The following is a 20,054-nucleotide window of genomic DNA, read 5'->3' as shown; positions in this document are numbered from 1 at the left end:
ACTCTGCGGAACGTGCACGCTACAATTGAAGCAGAAAAGGGGATATAGCTCAATTGGGAGAGCGCCGGCTTTGCAAGCCGGAGGTTACGGGTTCGAGCCCCGTTATCTCCACCAGCCCGGAAGGCCGAAAGACCCGCGAATCCGCGGGCTTTCGGTTTTCTGCGGCAAGCCACATCTCTCGCCTCTCCGATCTCTTTGCCCGCTCGGTCGTGCTGTGCCGCATGGCCGCGTGGGCCGCCCGAACGGCTACGCCCCCCTGCCCAGGCGCGTCCCAGAGGTCGCCCGCACCGCGTCCACACGCTCTCTGGCGTCTCCAGATGTGCCCCAGTTTGACCCTAGCGATGGAACGTGGTAGGAGTCTTCGCAGGGCATCCTTGGGGCAAGCGGGGCTCTCGGAGAGGAGGCCAGCATGGCAAGACGGGTGAGGTTCATCCGCGCGCTCGCCAAGGCCGTGGGACCGGTTCTGACTCTGTCCCTTCTCCTCATTCTCTCGCCCCCGTCTTCCTCCCCGGCCTTCTCGGCGGAGCGGGTGGTCATCGGCGGCGTGGAGGTGCCTGCCGATTGCCCGCTGGCGCGGAAGGAACATCCGCGGCTGCTCTTCACCAAGGCGGACCTGCCGCGCCTGCGCGAGCGGCTCACGCAGCCCCGGCTCGCCCGCGAACTCGTATGGGCGAAGCAACTCGCCAGCCAAGGCAAAGCTTCTGCGATCCTTCTGGGCGTTCTCTACCACCTGACGGAGGACCGGCAGTACTTGGAGAAGGCGCGGGCGAAGCTCGAGCCGTCGTGGGTTCAGACCTATCCGCTCGCGGCGGATCTCGTCATGGCCGGCCTCTCCCCCGAGGAACAGAGGGCCGAGGCGGACCGGATCGTCGCGATCGTGCGGAAGGAGCGGTGGCGGCCCCACGTCGTCCTCGACCTGGCCGCCTGGGGCCACGGCCACGACGAGTTCCTCGACCAGGACCTCAGGCAGCGCTATCCGAGCGACCTGGTTCGCGGCATCGAGTACAACAACCTGTGGTCCCAGGGCCGCGGCGGCAGCTCGATGAGCCACGGCTACTATGGCGAGCACTTCTACAGCGAGTGGTTCACGATGGCTGTCGCGTGGTCGAACGCGACGGGGCAGGATTGGGTCTCGAAGTGCGACTTTGCGGCCCACACGCCCGAGTGGTACCTCTTCCACTATCGCCCGTGGGCGCCGAGCCCCATGGTGGTCCACATCGGCGTGAACGCGATGTGCGGCCACTGGATGTCCGTGACGCCGGCATGCTTCGAGGGCGACAGCCTGGCGGTCCTGGCGGCGACTCGGTTCCACGACGGCCTGGGCCAGTGGTGGGTTGACGAGGTGATCTCGAAGATCTCGATGGGCTGGGGCAAGAGCGCGCTCGGCCAAGGCGGCGTCTGGGGCAAGCTGCTCTGGTATGACCCCGAACTCCCGAGGGTCGAACCGGCCCACCTGCCCCCCGCGCGGCTCTTCCCGGAGAACGGCCACGTCGTGATGCGCTCGGACTGGACGCGCGACGCCACGTATGCGCTCTTCCGCTGCGGCCGCTACGGCGAGATTGACGGCTGGTGGGGGCGCAACAACGCGGACAACCTGCACTTCATCATCGAGAAGCGGGGGATGCTGGCCGCCGACACGGGGGCCGTCCACTCCCTCAACAACGCGGCACTCGGCTTCGCCGGCTCCCAGGTCCACAGCGACAGCCTGCCCCACATCACGGAGTACGCCCGCCAGACCATTGCCCACAACTCCATCACCGTGGGCAGCGAGCCGATCACCCACGTGGACTGGCAGGGCAGGCCGACGGGGAACGTGGTCCGCAGGGGCGGCCAGTCCCCTGTTCAGGCGAAGGCGTGGTGGCCGCTTTGGGGCCTGCCCGAGCCGAAGCCAGCCGACCGGCCCTTCCGCGAGGGGCAGATCGTCGCCTACGAGACCTCCCCGCTCTTCGACTATGCGGCAGGGGATGCCACGCACTCCTACCCGCCCACGCGCGTGAAGTCCATCACCCGCCAGTTCCTCTACCTGCGGCCCGACATCTTCGTGGTCTTCGACCGAGTGATCGCGGCGGAAGCGGGCCTGGAGACGGTCTGGATGCTCCACTCCCTCTATGAGCCGGGGTGGAACGGGAGGAGGGAGGCCGATGAGTCGCTGCCGCCCGACAAGCAGTTCGCACTGAGCGCCGATGGAAAGGCGAAGCTGCCCAACCCCCGACCCGGCGGCCGTTTCCTCCACACGGGCGGCGACACATTCAAGATTGACGACCAGTGGCCAGGAATGAGGGGACGACTCTTCGCGCGCATCCTGGAGCCGAGCGAAGAGGCACGGGTCATCCGCACCATCGGAGGGCCGTGGCACGACTTCGAGGTTGACGGGATCAACTACGGCCCGACCCAGGACACCTATGCGAAGCACCAAGGCGCCCGCAACGAGCACAACAGGGAGAACTCGATTGGCGTCGAGGGCTGGAGGATCGAGCTCTCGCCCCGGGAGCGTCCTGCCTCGACGCGCTTCCTGGTCGTTCTCTTCGCCGCCGACCAGCAGACCGAGGCGATGCCTGTGGTCGAACGCATCGAGGTCGAAGGCAGGCTGGGAGCCAGGATCGTGGTCGCGGGCAAGACGACGTATGAGGTGGTCTTTGACACGTCGGGGCAGGTCGGCGGCCACATCCGCATCGCCGAGGCCGGCAGACCCCTCCTCGACCGTCGGCTCACGAACACGGTGGAGGACAACTACCGACAATGGTCGGCCGACCCGCGCTACAGGGCGTGGGCCGAGCGGCCGGAATTCCGCAACTTTATCGGGGAACTCTCCACCCCGAGATAGGAAGGGCAGGCTAGCCCCCTCCCGGCGGGGCCTCTATCGGACGCCGTACTCCGCCTTGAGCAGCTCGATGTAGTAGCGATAGTGGGCGAAGGGCACGTCGGGCGGGATGCCGTGGTCAATGTCGGGCAGGTAGCCGCCGTCGCGGGCGAGGGCGAGCTTGGGCACGACCTCGGTCTCGATGGCGGCTGGGCCGGCGGCCAGGGCGCGTTTGTCAATGCCGCCGAGCAGGCGCACCTCGCGGCCGAACTCGGCGCGAAGCGCCCGCACGTCCACCCCCGCTGCGACCTCGCACGGGGCGAACAGGTTCACGCCGACTTCCAGCCACAGCGGGATGAGGGGGCGGATGTCGCCATCGCAGTCCATCCAGAAGAGCCATTGGCCCATCGAGCGTGCGAGGCCGACCGTGCGGCGATAGTACGGGGTGAGGAATTCGCGGAACATGGCGGGCGAAACGAGCGGGCCGTTCTTGAAGCACATGTCCTCGTGTCCGCCCATCAGGTCCACCCGGCCCGTGCCCACGGCCTTGCGGATAGCGCTCTCGCACAGCGCGGCGATGCGGTCGTTGTACCAGTGGACAAACTCGGGCTGGTCGTAAAGGGCCAGGCTCATCGCCTCGGTGCCCATGTGCTCGTGCAGGTCGCCGTAGAAGGACCCGAAGTCCACGAGCGTGAGGGCGTCCGAAGCTCGGGCCTTCCGCAGGCGCTGTCGCCAACCATTGGCGTCGCGGCCTGGCGCGGCGGGGTCGAGGCGTGCCGCCAGCCATGTCTGGTCGGCTCGGCCCTTGATCGGGTACTCCAGGTAGTGCTCGGGCCCGCTGTGTTCCATCGCGCAAGACATCTGGACCTTGACGCCGCGTGAGTTGATCTTGACGACGTAGTCGGCGGTGCGCTCGAGTTCGCGAGGCTCGAACGGCGGGAAGAGGCGGGTTTCGGGGCTGACGTTGGCGATGCGGAGCGGCTCGAGGCCGAAGTAGTCGTACAGGTCCACGCCGCTCGGCAGGCCTTCGGTTTCCCAGCGTGCCCGCGTCTCTGCCCACGGGCCGCCCACCGAGAGAGGCGGGTGGTCCACGGGTTCGTAGCGCATCAGCCGCAGGAAGCGCTCGCGGTTGTTCATCGGCCATCCCCTGGAACTGTCGGGACCGCTGAGGCGATGTCCCACTGAACCAGAAACGCATACGAGGGTCAAGCACGCTTGCGTCGGCGGCGGGAAGGTGTATAACATCGGGTCCACAGGAGACTCATCATGAAGCGATGGAGTGAGACCGACCTGGCGCTGAACGGTGGCGACAAGGCCGTCACGGCCTTCGAGGGCAAGGGCAAGCCCAAGATCGGCGTCGAGGAATTGCTCGCGCTGTGCGAAGTGTGGGGCTACAGCCCCGCCACGCGCGGCAAGGTCCGACGCATTCTGGAGCGGGAGGAGGTCCCTTCGGCCTGGCTCGCGCGCTACTACGGCCCGAAGAAGCCCACGAAGGTGGACGAGTTGGAGGCCTACGCGCGCAAGCTCTTCGGGGTGAAGCACGCTCTGGCGGTGCACTCGGGCACATCGGCCCTCACTGCGGCTTATGTGGCGTGCGGCATCGGGCCGGGCGACGAGGTGATCGTGCCGGGCTACACCTTCTACGCCACCGCGTCGCAGGTGGTCACGGCCAAGGCCATCCCGGTCATCGCCGAGGTGGACGAGTCGCTGACCCTCGACCCGCGCGATGTGGAGCGCAAGATCACGCCGCACACCAAGGCCATCGTGCCCGTGCACATGAGCGGCCTGGCGTGCGACATGGACGCGCTGCGGGCCGTGGCGCGCAAGCACAAGCTGCTCGTCATCGAGGACACGGCGCAGGCCTGCGGCGGCACGTACAAGGGCAGGTTCCTGGGCACGCTGGGCGACGTGGGCTGCTTCAGCGTCAGCTCGTTCAAGATCACGGGCGGCGGCGAGGGCGGCCTGGTGCTCACCAACGACGAATGGCTGCACACCCGCGCGACCGGCTTCCACGACAGCTCGGGCTGCTGGCGGCCCGACCGCTACGCGCGCGAGCGGCGGCCCGGCGAGCTGTTCTGCGGCGAAAACTACCGCATGAGCGAACTCGAGGGCGCCGTCATCCTCGTGCAGCTCCGCAAGGCCAAGGCCCAGGCGCGGCGGTTCAACGCCAACGCGCGCCGCGTGCTGGCCGGCGTCAAGGCGTTCAAGCGGGTCGTCCCGCGCCGCAGCAACGACCTCCACGGCGACATCGGCAACAACCTGTTCTTCATCGCCGAGGACGAGGCCCTGGCCGACAAGCTCTCGGACGCCCTCCGCGCCGAGGGCGTGGGCGCCTGGGCGCGCGGCACACGCGGCGGGCGCGACTGGCACTACTACCAGTACTGGGAGCAGATTCTCGAACGCAAGTCGGCCACGAAAGAGGGCTGCCCCTACACCTGCCCCTACTACCTCGGCGACGCCCCGGCCCACTACGCCGAGGGCATGTGCCCACGCACCCTCTCGCTCACCAATCGCGCTGTCTGCGTGGGCATCAACCAGTGGTGGACCGCCCGCGACTGCCGCCAGGTGGCCAACGCCATCAACAAGGTGTTTTCGGTCTATGCTTGAGCTTTTCGACCTCAACGCCCACGTGGGCAAGCCCGTCCAGCCGGCCGCCGAGTGGTACGACACGCCCGAGGCGCTGCTCGCGGAGATGGACCACTATGGCATCGCCCGGGCCGTGGTGAGCCACTACGCGGCCCGGCAGGCGCACCCCGAGATCGGGAATCCCGCCACCCTGGGCTTTGTGGGCGAGCGGCTTGTCCCTGCATGGAGCTTCGTCCCCTCGGTCGGCCACAGGTCCGACGCCCCGCGCTTCCTCGGCGCCGCCCTCACGTCCGGCGTCCGCATCCTGCGCTTCTACCCAGGCGAGTTCTTCGTCCCCTTCAGCGTCGAGGCCATTGGCGACTTCTGCGAGGCGATGCAGGAGCATCGCATGCCCCTCCTCGTAGATTTCTCGACGACCACGAGCTACGGCCAGTTCCAGACCGATTGGTTGGCCCTGATCGCCGTGTGCCGGGCGTTCTGCGATCTGCCCGTCATCACAACAGAGTACCGCATCCGTTCGAACCGCATGCTGTTCCGCGCGTTGGCCTTGTGCCCAAACCTGCGGGTCTGCACCTCCGCCATCTGGCTCTACAGGAACCTCGACCACATCGTCGCCGAGTTCGGCGCGGGGCGGCTCGTATTCGGCACCAACCTCCCGGCCTTCGACCCGGCGATTCCCGTCGCCATGCTCCGCTTCGCCGAGATCCCCGACGAGGCCAAAGCGGCCATTGCCTCGGGCAATCTCCAGGCGCTTCTCGCAGGAGTGAGTGAGTAGGAAGGAGAGAATGGACAGGAATGGACACAATGGACGACGTGGACGACGCACTGGGGACGACTTGCGACGTGTCCACCATGTCCAGCTTGTCCATTCGAGCCCCATCATCTGAGGCGGCAGCCAGAGGGAAGCTATGACCGAACCGCTATTGGACAGAGCTCGCCGGGGCGCTCTGCCCGTGGGCGAGGCGATCATTGACACCCACACCCACTTCGAGCCGGGCTTCAGCTACTACCACATCCCCTACAGCACCGACGCGGCGGTCGTCCGCGAGATGGACCGCTACGGCATCGTGCAAGCCTTCACGTTCTCCTTCACGGGGGTGGGGTCCGACTACACCCTCGGCAACGACGCGATCATCCGCCTCGTCAGGCAGCACCCGACCCGCTTCGTGGGCTTCACCACGCTCAACGTCAACTACCCTGCGCTCTGGCTCGGCGAACTCGACCGCTGCTGGGCCGCCGGCCTGCGCGGCATCAAGCTCATCCCCCACTACCAGGGCAAGACGAGCCTGAATGTGGACCTCACGCCCGTCCTGGCCTGGGCCGATGCGCACGGCTGCCCCATTCTCAACCACTCGTGGGACGACCCGGCCAGGCTCCGGCAGTGGGCAACGGACTTTCCTCGCGCCTGCTTCATCATCGGCCACGCCTCCACCGACTTCGCCGAGGCCGTCAACCGCTTGCCCAACGTCTACCAGAACACGTGCGCCGTCCTTCACAAGGGCCAATTCGAGAAGATGTGCCAGGTTCTCGACACGGACAAGATCATCTACGGGTCCGATTTCCTGGATCTCGACATGGCCTTCGGCCTCGGCCCCGTCCTCTACGCCCGCGTGCCTGATAGCGTCAAGCGCAAAGTCCTCTACGCCAACCCGCAGCGCGTGCTTGACCGCCACGTGATGAAATGACGCCAGGCGCGCAGGGGGGCGCGCTGCCAGGCACCGCAGGAGGCAAGGGTCCACGGAAGCCATCCCAAGGCGGCGCCCCCCGCCGCACTCCAGAAGGCTGCTGCGCCCAATGGGCGGGTGCCGTGCCAGATGCCTGAGTCTTCGGAGGAACCGGAGAGGCCGCCGCGCGTCTAAGTAGCGGGATATGATGCGCTCCGATGGCGCGATTCGCTACCTGCACTGGAGACCTGCGATGAAGAGGCTACTGATCGTGCTGGCAGCCGCCCTGGTCGGCTCAGCGGCAGCGGCGGGGGAAAGCCTGGCGCCCGCGCTGGTGGTGCGCGTGCGGCCCGATGCCCCGAAGCCCGAAGCGCTTCGTATCACGAAACTTACGGTCGAGAGTCGCATCTTCGGCTACCTCGCCGAGACGAAGATGACGATGACCTTCCTCAACCCCCACGAGCGGGTGCTGGAGGGCGACCTGTATTTCCCCTTGCCCGAAGGCTCCACCGTGAGCGGCTATGCCCTCGACATCGCGGGTTCGATGGTGGACGGCGTGGTGGTGGAGAAGGAGAAGGGGCGCACGGTCTACGAGAAAATCGTCCGCCAGGGCATTGATCCCGGCCTGGTGGAGTGGACGAAGGGCAACAACTTCAAGACCCGCGTCTTCCCCATCCCCGCCAAAGGCACGCGCACGGTTCGCGTGGACTACGTGGCCGAGCTGGTGGACAAAGCAGGCAGCGCCGCCTACCATCTGCCGCTGGCGTTCAAGGAGAAGCTCGACGAGTTCGCCCTCCGCATCGAGGTGGTGAAGGGCGCGGCCGAGCCCAAGGCCACGGGCGGCCCGTCCGGGCTCCAGTTCTCGAAGTTCCAGGACACCTACCTCGCCGAGAGCAAGGGCAAGGACGTGGCGCTCGACAGCGACCTCGTCGTCGCCCTGCCCGACGTGGCAAAGCAGGCGGTGCTGGTGGAGAAGGCGCCCGATGGCCAGGTCTACTTCTGCATCAACGAGTTCCCAGCCGTCCAGGCCCCGGGCGACACGCTGAGGCCAGCACCAGGCCGAGTGGCCGTCCTCTGGGACGCCTCGGCCTCGCGCGCCAAGGCCGACCACGCGCGCGAGTTCGAGATCCTCATCGCCTATCTCGGCTCGCTGCCGAAGACGCCCGCCATAGACCTCATCGTTTTCCGCCACGAGGCCGAGCCGCCGAAGCGCCTGGGCGGCGTGGATGCCCTGCTCGCCGAGTTGAAGTCGGTCGTCTACGACGGCGGCACCCAGATCGGCAGCATCGCATTGCCCCCGGGCGACCAGCCCGACCTGTGCCTGCTCTTCACCGACGGCATCTCGAATTTCGGCAAGGAGGAGCCGACCGGCATCCAGTGCCCGCTCTACATCTTCAACGGGCAGGCCACGGCGAACCACGCCTTCCTGCGCTACCTGGCCCTCGCCACGGGCGGCGAGTATTTCAACCTGGCAAAGCTCGACAACAAGGCCATCGTGCCCAACATCGGCAACGCGGCCTTCGCCTTCCTGAGCGCCACGACCGATGGCGCGAGCGTGGAGGAGACGTTCCCCCGCCTCACGCAGCCCGTCCACGGCCGCTTCACCCTCGCCGGCAAGCTCAAGGGCGAGACAGGCAAAGTCACCCTCGCCTACGGCGCCGGCGGCAAGCCGTCTGCCCGGAGCGTCCATACTGTGCTTCGCTCCCAGGCCGTCGAGGGCAATCTGCTCCGCCGCCTGTGGGCGCAGAAGAAGGTCGCCGACCTCGAGGTCTTCCTCAAGAGGAACGAGAGCGAGATCGTGGCCGTCGGCAAGCAGTACGAGATCGTCACCCCCTACACCTCGCTCATCGTGCTCGACAGCCTCGAGCAGTACGTCCAGCACCGCATCCTGCCGCCGAAGTCGTTGCCCAAGGTGCGTGAGCAGTACATCGAGATCGTCGAGAAGCAGCGCCTCGCCGACGAGAAGAGCAAGGAGCAGAAACTCGCGGCCATTGTGGCCCTCTGGAACGAGCGGGTGAAGTGGTGGGAGACCGAGTTCCGGTACCCCGCGAACTTCCGCTACAAAGAGCAGGAGACGAAGGACGAGGCGCCTGCCCGGGGCGGGGCGGGAGCGCCTCCGGCCGAAGGGGCGCCAGCCCCCGCCGCCCGCGACCCGCACGGAGCCCGCCCCGCCGCGCCGGCGACCACGGGCCGACCTATGGCCGACGCAGACGATGCCCCGGTGCAAGGCGCGGCGCGCGGCGGGGAACTCCTCTCACGGCTGGAGGCGAAGAGGAACGGCGCCGCCGACGAGCGCTCGACCGCCCCCGCCATCGCCATCAAGGCCTGGGACCCCAAGACCCCCTACATCGAGGCCATTCGCAGGGCGAAGCCCGACGAGGCGTTCGCGGCGTACCTCAAGCAGCGCGACGAGTATGGCACCTCGCCCGCCTTCTTCCTGGACTGCGCCAACCACTTCCTCGCCGCCAAGCAGGAGGCCACGGCTCTCCAGGTCCTATCCAACGTGGCCGAGCTGGAACTGGAGAACGCCGCCCTCGTTCGCGTGCTGGCCCATCGCCTGGCCCAGCTCGACGGCCTGCGGAACCTCGAGCTGGCCTCGATGCTCTTCGAGGAAGCGCTTCGCATGCGCCCCGAGGAGCCGCAGTCGTGGCGCGACCTCGCCCTCGTCCTCGCCCGCCGAGCCGACGCCTTGAGCAAGATCCCCTACAAGAAGCGCTCGGTGGACCAGGCCGAGCGGGACAAGGCCGAGATTGCAGCCCTCTACTCTCGCGCCATCGAGCTCCTCTATCACGTGGTGCTCAACACCTGGGACCGCTTCGAGCAGATCGAGCTCATCGCCCTCATGGAACTCAACGCCCTGCTGCCCAAGGCCAAGGCCGCGGGCATCGAGAAGCCCAACGTGGACCCCCGCCTCGTGAAGCTGCTGGATGTGGATGTGCGGATCATCCTCACCTGGGACGCGGACAACACGGACATGGACCTCCACGTGGTCGAGCCCTCGGGCGAGCGCGCCTTCTACGGCCACCAGCGCACCACGATTGGCGGCAACGTGAGCCGCGACTTCACCCAGGGTTATGGCCCCGAGGAGTACCTGCTCAAGAAGGCCATGCCGGGAATGTACACCATCCAGGCCAACTACTACGGCTCCAGCGCGGCCCAGCTCATCGGCGCCGTCACACTGCAAGTGGACGTGTTCACCAACTACGGTCGCCCGAACGAGCAGCGCAAGAGCCTGACCCTCCGCCTCACCGAGAAGAAGGAAACCTTCACCGTCGGGCAGATCGAGTTCTGAGGAGATCAAAAGCCCGGGCTGGAAGTGAGTTCCTCAAGCACTTGGCGGTAGTATCGGTAGTGCTCGAAGGGGACGTTGGCGCGAACACGGCCATCGGCGAGCGGCACGTAGCCGCCCTGGGCGAGGAGGGGGGGAATCACGCGCTCCATCTCGGCGCGGATGGCCGCTTTGTCCTGAAGCAGCGTGTCGAGGTCAATCCCCCCGATCAGACGCAGGTCGCGGCCGAAGCGCCGGCGGATCGCCAGGTAATTCATCGCCGCCACGTTCACCTCGCAGGCCCACAGGCAGTTGAATCCCGCCCGCACCACGCCGGGGAGGAGCGGGCGTGCATTCGCGTAGGTCATGTAGACGAGCGTTTCGACGCCGCCCCGCCGCGCCGCGTCGAGGATCGGGCGATAGCTGGCCAACACGAATCGCCCGTACGTCTCGGGCGAAAGAAGCGGGCGGTCGTTGCCCCCGATTGGCTCCGAGAAGACGACGCAGTCAGCGCCCACCTCGGTGAGGATTCGCTCGGCGAGGCGCGCGCCGAACTCGCCGTAGAGGTTCAGAATGTCGTGGACCAGGCGCGGGTCGTCGTGGAGCAGGTAGACTACGGGGTCGAAGGTCCGCGCATCGCGGACGCCCATCGAGAGGAAGAAGCCGCGGTGGAGCTGGAGCTCGAGCACGTGCTGCCGCGAGCGCCAGGCGGCGACGCGCGCAGGCCAGTCGTCGGGCAGGCGGCGCGGATCGGCGGGGTCGAGGCGGCGACGGAGTTCATCCAAATCCGCCCGCGTCGTGATGGGCCGCTCCATTGGCGGGATGGGCTCGATGTTCACCGGCATTCGCTCGCGGGCATCCACGTGGAACATCGCGGCGAGGTCGGCGTCGGGTGGCAAGCCCTGCTCGTGCCACCGCTCGAGCACGTCGTCGCGCAGCCCCTCCTCGAAGTACGGCACGCGGTCGGGCGTCCCGTAGCGCATTGTCTCGCGGAAGCGTTCGCGGCTGGTCATGCACCTCTCCTCAGAAACGCTCTGCACCTTCTAGCCCGGATGCCTCTGAGTGTCAAGCCGCAGTTGACCCTTGGCGGTCGCCGAAGTAGGATGCGCCTCGCGGCGCTGTCATGCCGAGCCTGTCGAGGCACCTTTCAATGGCTTGGCGCTCAGCGAAGGATGCGAGCGGGCTTGAGACGATAAGCCCCTGAAAGGTCGTTCGACAGGCCACGATGACAGCCTCCAGGAATTGCGCAGGTTCTCTCGCGCCCGAACCGGGAAAGGGGCTTCGATGCGATCACTGATGAGCGTGCTGCTGGCCATGGCCTGCGGGGGCGCCGTCGCAGCGGAACTGCCCGCCAACAAGTGGACGCTGGTAGACCAGCACACGTTTGGCAACCGCCTCGGCGCCAGGGTGGTGTGGGACGATGCGGCAAAGCGCCTCCTCGCCCTGGGCGGCGACCTGAAGAAGTCGAAGCGGGAGGACGACCCGCCATCGAAGGACATGGCCTTCGACCCCGCGACCGGCGCCTGGGAAGCGTGGAAGGGCGAGTTACCCCCCTCCCCTCCCATCCTCACCATCGCCGACCCGTTTCAGAAACTCGTCGTCGAGCTCCCTCCCGAGTTGAAGCAGTTCGCGGGCGAGATGAAGCCGAAGAACTCGCCCCTCGCCGACCTTTCGCCCTGCTTCCTGCGCACCCGACACCCCCGCCTCATCGGCGCCGCCCTCGTGCCCGACCCGTTCAACAAGGAAATCCTCCTCCTCGGCGGCTTCGCCGGCGGCATGGAGCGCGGCTCCGTGGGCAATTGGGCTCTATCACTCAGAACTAGCGAATGGGCAGCGATGGTGACCGAGGGGACGGGGAAGGAACGGAGCGCGATTGAGGCCACTGCCAAGCGTCAGAAGGACGACGTGGCGGCGGCCCGCAATGCCTACTACGCCATGCTACCCGCAGCCGATGGCAAGCTGTCCGCTGATTCGATCGCCAAGGCCGAGGACGCCTTCTGGCGCCTCGACGAGAAGGCAGCGTCATTGGCGACAGAGCCGACGCCGCGCTATGCGCCGACCGTGGGCTATGACCCCGAGCGGAAGCTGTTCGTGCTGTTCGGCGGGGACCACGGGGACTATGTGCTGGCCGACACATGGCTGTATGATCCCGCCAAGCGGGCGTGGCGGCAGTTCCGGTCGAAGGCGGTGCCCGAGGCCCGCTGCGGCGCGCAGATGGTCTGGCTGCCCAAGGCGAAGAAGCTGGCGCTCCTCGGCGGCAACACGGCCCGCCGCAAGCTCACCTACCAGAACTTCCTCCAGCCCTGCTCGCCCGACGTGTGGCTCTTCGATCCCGACAATGGCTGGCAACTCGCCGTGAAAGCGGGCGATGAGACGAAGGTGAAGACGAAGGACGACTTCCCCCTTTTCATGAACCTGAACCCGGTTGTGTCCCTCGCCGACGACACGCTTGTGGCCCTCGCCATCGGCGGCAACTACTACCGCGACTTCATGTCGAGCAGCACCTGGATGGTCCGCATCGAGGCCCTGCCCTCCCCGCCGGCCGCGGTTGAGCCGGCGCCCGTCCGCCTCTACCGCAGCGTCGTGCCCGAGTACAACCCGCAATGGTACGACGCCGCGCCGCGCGGCAGCCGTGAGGAGGTGGACTCCATGCTCGCGGCCATGCCCGCCAACCACTGGATCGAGGTGCCCAGGCCGCCTGCCACGTGCGGCGAGACCTCGTGGGGCACGGCGCTCTTCGACCCCGACCGGGAGCAGCTCTACACCTGGTCGGGCGGCCACTGCGCCGACCCGTCGGACGCCGTCCACACCTATCACGTTGCAATCAACCGCTGGAGCATCGGCTACATCGCGGGCGGCATCGGCAAGGGCACCCTCTTCACCGGCCGCCCCGACTGCCTGAACCACACCTACAAGAACTTCGCTTTCGACCCCGTGACGAAGCTCATCGTCGCGCCCCACCAGGCTGGCACCCACGTCTACGACCCCGACAAGCGCGACTGGACCCGTTTCACGCGCGAGCAGCCGTTCGGCTACGAGACCTACACCACCAAGTGCCTCGGCACGCCGAAGGGCGTCGTGGCCTGGACAGGCGGCAGCATGGAAGGGACGCAGACGCAGCCCTTCTTCGGCGTCTTCGATGCCAGGGCGATGAAGTGGACCGCTCTGCCCGTGAAGGGGAATCTCCCGAAAGCCGTCCACGGCGATGAAGACGGCATGACCTGGGACCCCAAGCGCAACATCCTCTACCTGCACTCATCGAGAACCTATGGGAAGATGAGCGGAGAGGTCCTCCGCTACGACTTTCAGAGCGGCGCCATCGAGGCCCTGAACCCGAGAAACGCGGGCATGGTGGAAGGCGATGAGCGCGTGAGGCCCCGCGAGACCTGTTACCTGCCACCGCTCGACATGGTGCTTCTCGGCATCGGGTTCCTCAACGGCAGGCAGGTGGCCTACGATCCCGCAGGGAACCGCTGGGTGCGCCTGGGCATCCCCAAGGCCAGCTTCCAGGCCGAGCGCGGCGCCGACGGCCAGTGGTCGTTCGCCAAACGAAGCTCGAAGGATACAGAGTCGCTGATCGGCAGCATCACCTTCTCGCCCGTGTGGGACGCGAAGCGAGGCGTGCTGTGGGCGCCGTCGTGCTACCGCCGCATGTTCGTGCTCAGGCTGGAGCCGAAGACGCTCGATGTCACCGAAGACGCCGCGCCGTGAGGAATCTTGCGCCCCCGCGCGCCCGACGCGCTATAATCAGAGAGCGGGGACGGGCCTTCATCCCGAAAAGGAGGGGTCGAACATGGCCAAGCTTCTTTACATCAAAGCATCGCCGCGCGCGGCGCGGTCGCACTCGGTCGCGGTTGCCGATGCCTTCGTCGAGGCATATCGGGCGGCACACCCGAGCGACGAGCTGAGGACGCTGGACCTCTTCCAGGCCAATCTGCCCGCTTTCGACGGCCTGGCGGTTCAGGCGAAGTACACCATCCTGCACGGCAAGCAGCACACGGCCGAGGAACTGGCGGCCTGGCGGGCCGTCGAGGCGATCATCGCAGACTTCAAGGCCGCCGACAAGTACGCGCTCGCCGTCCCGATGTGGAACTTCGGCATCCCCTATCGCTTGAAGCAGTACCTCGACATCCTCATCCAGCCGGGCTACACCTTCTCGTACGACCCGGAGAAGGGCTACACGGGCCTGGTCACGGGCAAGCCCGCCTTCGTGGCCTATGCTCGCGGCGGCGAGTACCCCGAGGGCACGCCCGGCGAAGCGTACGACCTCCAGAAGAAGTACCTGGAGCTGGCCCTCGGCTTCATCGGCTTCACCGACATCAGGTCGGTGGTGGTCGAACCGACGCTGATGGGCGGCCCGGACGTCGCCGCGGCGAAGCAGGCCCAGGCCATCGCCAAGGCAAAGGCGCTGGCGGCCAGGTTCTAGGGCTTGGGCTCGGACGGCACGGGCCGAGCGGCCGGCGGCTGGGTGGGGTCGGTCTGCTCCCGCCACTCCTCCAGGTTCGTCTTTCCGTCGCCGTCGGGGTCCGCATCGGGCTCGGACACCGCGGCCGTGGCCATGTCCCCGAACTTGCCGAACCACAGCATCTCGAACCAGTTGGGCAGGCCGTCGCCGTCCGCATCGCCATACTCGCTGTAGCCGTACATTGGTTCGTCCGGGCCGAAGTCCTCCCGCCACAGCCGCGCCTCCTCGGTCGAGATGGCCGTCTTGCCCGTGTCCTGGCGGAACGGGCGATCGCTGACCGGCTCGGGATGCTCGAGGCGAATCTCCGCCTTGCCCTCGCGGAGAAGCTCGGCCACGACGGGTCCGGCGGTGAGCGGCACCTGCTTGAACGACATGCCCGCCGGTGCGTCCCACTCCGCCTCGCGTCCCGGCAGGCGCATCCTCGCGGGCCTCGGCAGGAGGGTGAGCACTTCGATCACATTGTCGGCCCGCGTCTTCTCCTTGAAGGGGAAGATCTTCGAACCGTGTGTGTACTTGTGGGAGAAGACGTAAACGCGGTCGTGGTCGGGTGCGGGCAGCTTACCGCTCTTCCACCACTGGATGAAGTAGCCCGTGAGGTCGTAATAGGCATAGCGCGTGTTGATCCCGGGCGACACATTGGTATTCTCGTGGTAATCGTTCCAGGTGATGAGCTGGATGAGGGTGGAGGGCCATTCGCGCGCGGCGGCCCAATCGCCCCGCACCCAGTCGAGGCCGGGGCTGGCGATCTGGAGCCAGCCGTAGTTCTCGTACTGGAGCTTCATCGGGTGGCACCATTCGGCGCCGGCGGCCAGCGCGGCCTTGGCCACGCCGGGCACGTCCTGGCCTTCCCACAGGAACATCCCGATGGCGGGGAGGTCTTTCGCGATGATCTCGACCGCCCTCACGCGCGGGTCGGGGCCAAAGGGCTTCAAGTTCGCGCGCGCGGCGGGGCTGAGGCCGTGCTCGAAGGCGCTGAGGCAGAACTCCCAGTAGATGGGCTGGCCCACCTGGCGCTCGATCTCGCGGTAGGCCTCGCCGATGAGCGCCCAGCCTTCGGGACTGGACCGCAGCCGCATCACCTCGGCCTCGATCTTCGCCTTGTCTTCCCAACCGATCCTCTTGCCCACGACATCCCACAGGTGGCCCACCCAGGGCCATACAGACTGGTAGCCGAGGACGAGCAGCTTGCCGTTCCGCCGCGCGAGCTTGGGGCTCTTGCCGTGCTTGTCCACCAGCCACTTGAGGGTCTTCACCCACTGATTGCCCTGGTACTGTTTGAGACCGGGGTCGTTGACATCCAGGCAGGTGGTGTCCAGGGTGACGGTGAGCTCGAAGGGGTAATCCTTTTCCTCGCAGATGCGGAACATCAGGTCGAACAGGTCGCGCGCCCCCTGGCCGCCGGCCCAGGCGTCGAAGGTGAAGCCGTCCACGCCGATGCGCATGGCCCGGCGGATCTCGAGATCGGCGGCCACCTCACGCGAGAGGCGTCTGGTCGGCGCCAGCGCGAAGTTCCGGTATGTGCCGCCGAACGACGGGGCGTTCTTCGCGCGGTTGATGACGCTCACAATGTCACGCTTGAGCGGGTCCTTCTGGTTGACCACCTCGCCGGGGAAGTCCATCGTGCCCAGGCCGCTCTGCGCGTGCCACCAGATGGCGTCGGTGCCGGCGCAGAAGCAGCCCATGTAATGGGCGTAGACCTTCCTGGGCAAGTCTCCCGCAGCGGCGCCCGCGGCGAGAGCGAATGCGAGACACACGCTTGCCCTCACGGCTCTTCCTTTCTGCCAATGCTCGTTCCCGTCCATGGCGGTCACCGCCTTCAGGATACGCAATGCCCCACACGAACTCAAGCGCGGGAGCCTGGGCAAGCATGGCCCGCAGTCCCAACGCCTGCCCCCCTCCGACCTCCCCCATCGTCTTGGAAACCAGACACGCGTCGCCATACTTGCTCACCTGTGCCGCCCCCGAGGGCTGAGCAACTATGGCGCTTTGCCGATCCGGGCGGCTTTACGGCCTTCCTGCCCATACTTGCTCATTTTCCTCCCCCTCTCAGTTGAGCAAGTATGGCGCTTTGGCGATCCGGGCGGCTCTATGCCCTTCCCGCCCATACTTGCTCATTTCCCTCCCCCCTGGGGTGAGCAAGTATGGCGCCTGGGCGCCCCGGGGCCTTCCGTGCCCGTTGCGCCTATCTGCCTCACTCTCGCTCTCACAGGGTGATACAGGTGAGGAGCAGGCAGGGCTTGGATGCCTCCGTGGCGGGGGCCGCCAGAACGGGGGGCCATGCTCCGCTGAGGCGCCTGCGGCTGTCCAGCCGTTGACATCGCGCCGCAGCCGTGTTACCATTCGCGGGCAGCACGGGTCCGTTGCCTTGCCCCTGGTGGAGGGCCTGAGGTGACTTGATGAATGCCAAGCTCGTGGCCACAGCGGGCCTGGATCAGCCCCGCGAATTCCCCCTCCGCGCGTGGGGAAGCTACCTGGTCGGGCGCTCCCACCGAGCCGACATCGTGATCAAGCACCCCTCAGTCTCGCGCCGCCACTGCAAGCTCTCGTGCGTGCCCCCCGGCAAGTGGCTCGTCACCGACGTCGGCAGCTCCAACGGCACCTTCATCAACAGCCGCCCCGTCTCCACCGAGCCGTTGGCCGATGGCGACTCGCTGCGGCTGGGCCACGTGACCCTGGTGTTCGAGCTGATGACCGAGGCCGGCGCCCCCGCCCTGATCGCCGTCGAGCCGCGCGACCCCGGGGACTCCGACGTTGGAGACTCGCGCGTCACCGAGATGCGGGATGGCGAGGCAGAGGCCCTGTCTGCCGCCGCCACGCGCAGGGTCTCCTGACACGCCTGCCCCTGATCACCTGCCCAGCCACACGAGAAGCCGGCGGCAGTTGAGCACCTTCTCGGCAAGGTCGAGCGGGACGTAGTAGTAGTGGTTCGACGCCTCGTAGCCGATGCGCGAGTCGAGGCGCGAGAGCGTGTAGAGGCGCCGGGCAATGGCGATCTCGCTCTCCAGAGCCGCGCGCATTCGTTCCATCCGTTCGATGCTTTCGCCTGCCGAGCGCGGCGCCGGGCCGGCGACCAAGGCGTCGCGCTCGAGGACGAAGCGCGTCTGGTTCACGATGCTCTGGAAATGCAGCCAGCAAGTCTCGGCGAAGCGCAACTCGGCCTCGGCGTCGGCGCGCCGCTCGGGCGGCGCCTTCTGCGCGGCCTGGGCCAGCGGCCCGAGGCCCAGCTTCCAGCCGTCGGCGACCTTGACGAACTGCGACAGGAACACGTCTGTCGGATAGGCGCCGCGCCACGACTTCAGGTCGTCGTAGGGAAAGCCCACCATCGTGGCGTGATAGCCGGTGGGCCGCTCGAAGAGCAGGTTCGACGGGCCGTATTGCATCGGGGCCGTGTAGAGGCCGCACGAGTAGGGGAACTCGCGGAAGGCGTCGCTGAAAGCGGTCCACGCCTTTCGGGCCAGGGCCGCGCCGTCGGGGCCGAAGCGCCCGCGGGCCACGGCATCGAGCGCCGCGTCGCGGGTCGGCCACGGACGCCGGCTGAACTGCGCGGCAATCTCCAGGTTGGGCGACGGATAGCCGCCCAGGCTCCAGCTCAACTGAAAGCCGTCTACGTCCGCGGCCGCCAGGTTGGCGCAGTGCTCGGCCACGAGGTCGAGCGTCGGCAGGTAGGGCACGGCCGACATCTCCCAGGTGTTGTTGAACTGGCACTTGGCGGAGGTCTTCAGCCCGGCCTTCTTCGCCAACGCCCAGTGCTTCGTCGCCCGCGGGCCGGGGCCGACGGCCGAGATCGAGTATTCGCCCACCGCCGTCTTCACCCCGCCGCGCTCGATGGGCAGCGACCATTCGCTCACCGACTGGAGCCACACCGACCTGGGCAGCCTGGCGATGATGTCGGGCGCCCAGGCGTCGTTCCAGCCCCAGTCCCACACGATCACCTTGGCCTCGGGGCTGCCGCGGTGCACGCCGGCCTCGATGGCCGCGTTGGCCTCGGCGATGATCTCGGCCGGCGCGCGGCTCTTGCACTGCGGGCACTTGAGCCACTGGCCGTGCGAGGCGCAATTCGTGAGGTTTTCCGAACCGCTGATGGTGAACACCCCGCCGAGGCCGGGCACGCTGCGGAACACGTGGGCCAGGGCGTCGCTGAGCCACGCGCGCACCTCGGGCGCCGAGGTGCACAGGGCGAAGTGGTCGCCCTCCTGCACGCCGCGCATCTGTGGGCGGTTCCTGAAGAACGCCGCCGGCATGGCGCGCGGCTCGTTCATGTAGAGATACACCGCGATGCCGCAGCGCCCTGCCCGCTCGACCAGGTTCCGCAGGTTGGCGAGCCGTGTCTCCCATCCCGCGCCGAACTCGGGGAACATGGCGCTCGGCGCCAGCGTGTAGAGCACTGTGTGCATCCACACGCCGTTCACGCCCAGCGCGGCGAGGCGCTGGAGCAGGCCGTCGGGAAACGGGTCCAGGTCGGGGTTCATCAACGGGTCGCCGAAGAGGGCGAAGTAGGAGTAGATGAACCGCAGGCCATCCGCCGGCTTCGGGGGCGGGGCGGCGAGGGGCGCGCTGAGCTCGCGGACGAAGGCGAAGCGCGGCTCGGCCGGCTCGAACCACTCGTCGCCGAACACCTCCTCGATGGTGCGCTTGATCTCCGCCGCCCGAACCTTCGCGATCTCGCTCGGCGGCGCGTAGCGCAGCGGTTCGCACTGCGGCTTGAGCGAGCCGAGCTTGATGAACAGGAAATCGTCCTCGCGCAGCGCATAGGCGAGCTGCTCGGCCGACAGGTCGAGGAGCGTGAGCAGTTGGTCGTAGGGCAGCAGGTGCCAGTTGCGCCGGAGCACGGTGATGTAGCCGCGGGCCCTCTGCTCGGGCGGCACGGGCGGCGCCGGCCGCAGGCCCATCGAGGCCCCGACCGCTGCCACGTTCGCCGGCGAGGTGTCGAGCACCTTCGCCAGGCGGTCGAGGTCTACCAAGCCCCAGTTCCGCCACACGAAGGCATGCAGGCGGTCGGGGAAGTGAGGAAAGTCCAACGCCCTCGGCGCAGCGCCGGCCGGCAAGCCCTCCCCTGCCCCCGCGAGGGCGGCGAGGCCCACGACGAGCAACGCGACCGACAGCAACAGCGTGGTTAGGCAGTGAGCCAGCATGCCTGGGCCTCCTTGAAGCAACGGGTTGGTTGGGGCCTATCGTAGGCGCTGAACGCGCGGTGTCAAGCGCGGTGGGACGGTTGCGGGCCGGAATTGTAGGTGGCTGCGGGAGCTCCGAAGGAGCGAAATGGGATAGCCC

12 protein-coding genes and 1 tRNA gene are annotated in these 20,054 nt (G+C 67.4%); 9 read left to right on the top strand and 4 right to left on the bottom strand.

Annotated features, from left to right (window positions below):
• Positions 1-38: 38 nt before the first annotated feature.
• Both PLE19_17695 and PLE19_17690 read left to right on the top strand, forming a co-directional pair.
• A tRNA-Ala gene (locus tag PLE19_17695) sits at positions 39-114 on the top strand.
• Positions 115-409: 295 nt separating this feature from the next.
• Entirely contained in the window at positions 410-2,824 is a 2,415-nt protein-coding gene (locus tag PLE19_17690; GenBank protein HPD16784.1) for a heparinase II/III family protein, read from the top strand.
• A gap of 33 nt (positions 2,825-2,857) precedes the next feature.
• On the opposite strand, the gene PLE19_17685 is transcribed toward PLE19_17690, so the two are convergent.
• Complete coding sequence (locus tag PLE19_17685) at positions 2,858-3,937, bottom strand: uroporphyrinogen decarboxylase family protein (GenBank protein HPD16783.1); 1,080 nt, start codon at positions 3,935-3,937, stop codon at positions 2,858-2,860.
• A gap of 129 nt (positions 3,938-4,066) precedes the next feature.
• Between PLE19_17685 and PLE19_17680 the strand changes: the two genes are divergently transcribed.
• The 4 genes from PLE19_17680 (at position 4,067) to PLE19_17665 (ending at position 10,342) form a co-directional block, all read left to right on the top strand.
• Entirely contained in the window at positions 4,067-5,407 is a 1,341-nt protein-coding gene (locus PLE19_17680; protein ID HPD16782.1) for an aminotransferase class I/II-fold pyridoxal phosphate-dependent enzyme, read from the top strand.
• Positions 5,400-6,161: an amidohydrolase family protein gene (locus tag PLE19_17675; GenBank protein ID HPD16781.1), complete on the top strand. Its 762-nt coding sequence runs from the start codon at positions 5,400-5,402 to the stop codon at positions 6,159-6,161. Before PLE19_17680 ends, PLE19_17675 begins: the two co-directional genes overlap by 8 nt.
• Before the next feature lie 178 nt (positions 6,162-6,339).
• Positions 6,340-7,071: an amidohydrolase family protein gene (locus tag PLE19_17670; protein HPD16780.1), complete on the top strand. Its 732-nt coding sequence runs from the start codon at positions 6,340-6,342 to the stop codon at positions 7,069-7,071.
• 232 nt (positions 7,072-7,303) lie between these two features.
• On the top strand, positions 7,304-10,342 hold the full coding sequence (locus PLE19_17665) for a VIT domain-containing protein (protein HPD16779.1): 3,039 nt from the start codon (positions 7,304-7,306) through the stop codon (positions 10,340-10,342).
• 5 nt (positions 10,343-10,347) lie between these two features.
• Here PLE19_17665 and PLE19_17660 read toward each other — a convergent pair whose 3' ends face one another.
• Positions 10,348-11,331: a uroporphyrinogen decarboxylase family protein gene (locus tag PLE19_17660; GenBank protein HPD16778.1), complete on the bottom strand. Its 984-nt coding sequence runs from the start codon at positions 11,329-11,331 to the stop codon at positions 10,348-10,350.
• 271 nt (positions 11,332-11,602) lie between these two features.
• Between PLE19_17660 and PLE19_17655 the strand changes: the two genes are divergently transcribed.
• Positions 11,603-14,029 (top strand): hypothetical protein, encoded by a 2,427-nt coding sequence (locus PLE19_17655; protein HPD16777.1) that lies wholly within the window; start codon positions 11,603-11,605, stop codon positions 14,027-14,029.
• Positions 14,030-14,111: 82 nt separating this feature from the next.
• Entirely contained in the window at positions 14,112-14,744 is a 633-nt protein-coding gene (locus PLE19_17650) for an NAD(P)H-dependent oxidoreductase (protein HPD16776.1), read from the top strand.
• Here the strand turns inward: PLE19_17650 and PLE19_17645 are convergent.
• Positions 14,741-16,549 carry a hypothetical protein gene (locus PLE19_17645; protein ID HPD16775.1) on the bottom strand — a complete coding sequence of 603 codons (1,809 nt, stop codon included), beginning with the start codon at positions 16,547-16,549 and terminating at the stop codon, positions 14,741-14,743. The two genes, PLE19_17650 and PLE19_17645, sit on opposite strands and share 4 nt — an antisense overlap.
• 630 nt (positions 16,550-17,179) lie before the next feature.
• Here PLE19_17645 and PLE19_17640 point away from each other — a divergent pair.
• The gene (locus tag PLE19_17640) at positions 17,180-17,614 is read left to right on the top strand and encodes an FHA domain-containing protein (protein ID HPD16774.1); all 435 of its coding nucleotides are present in this window, start codon (positions 17,180-17,182) and stop codon (positions 17,612-17,614) included.
• 15 nt (positions 17,615-17,629) lie between these two features.
• On the opposite strand, the gene PLE19_17635 is transcribed toward PLE19_17640, so the two are convergent.
• Positions 17,630-19,915 carry a hypothetical protein gene (locus PLE19_17635; GenBank protein ID HPD16773.1) on the bottom strand — a complete coding sequence of 762 codons (2,286 nt, stop codon included), beginning with the start codon at positions 19,913-19,915 and terminating at the stop codon, positions 17,630-17,632.
• Between the last annotated feature and the right edge of the window lie 139 nt (positions 19,916-20,054).

Source organism: Planctomycetota bacterium (genome assembly GCA_035384565.1).
GTDB lineage: Bacteria > Planctomycetota > PUPC01 > DSUN01 > DSUN01 > DAOOIT01.
Note: the sequence above shows the minus strand (reverse complement) of the source record. Positions and strands in the feature narration are given on the sequence as shown.

Coding starts and splice junctions, on each gene's coding strand:
- PLE19_17690 (HPD16784.1), top strand. CDS start 410: ATGGCAAGACGGGTGAGGTTCATCCGCGCGCTCGCCAAGGCCGTGGGA.
- PLE19_17685 (HPD16783.1), bottom strand. CDS start 3,937: ATGAACAACCGCGAGCGCTTCCTGCGGCTGATGCGCTACGAACCCGTG.
- PLE19_17680 (HPD16782.1), top strand. CDS start 4,067: ATGAAGCGATGGAGTGAGACCGACCTGGCGCTGAACGGTGGCGACAAG.
- PLE19_17675 (HPD16781.1), top strand. CDS start 5,400: ATGCTTGAGCTTTTCGACCTCAACGCCCACGTGGGCAAGCCCGTCCAG.
- PLE19_17665 (HPD16779.1), top strand. CDS start 7,304: ATGAAGAGGCTACTGATCGTGCTGGCAGCCGCCCTGGTCGGCTCAGCG.
- PLE19_17660 (HPD16778.1), bottom strand. CDS start 11,331: ATGACCAGCCGCGAACGCTTCCGCGAGACAATGCGCTACGGGACGCCC.
- PLE19_17655 (HPD16777.1), top strand. CDS start 11,603: ATGCGATCACTGATGAGCGTGCTGCTGGCCATGGCCTGCGGGGGCGCC.
- PLE19_17650 (HPD16776.1), top strand. CDS start 14,112: ATGGCCAAGCTTCTTTACATCAAAGCATCGCCGCGCGCGGCGCGGTCG.
- PLE19_17640 (HPD16774.1), top strand. CDS start 17,180: ATGAATGCCAAGCTCGTGGCCACAGCGGGCCTGGATCAGCCCCGCGAA.
- PLE19_17635 (HPD16773.1), bottom strand. CDS start 19,915: ATGCTGGCTCACTGCCTAACCACGCTGTTGCTGTCGGTCGCGTTGCTC.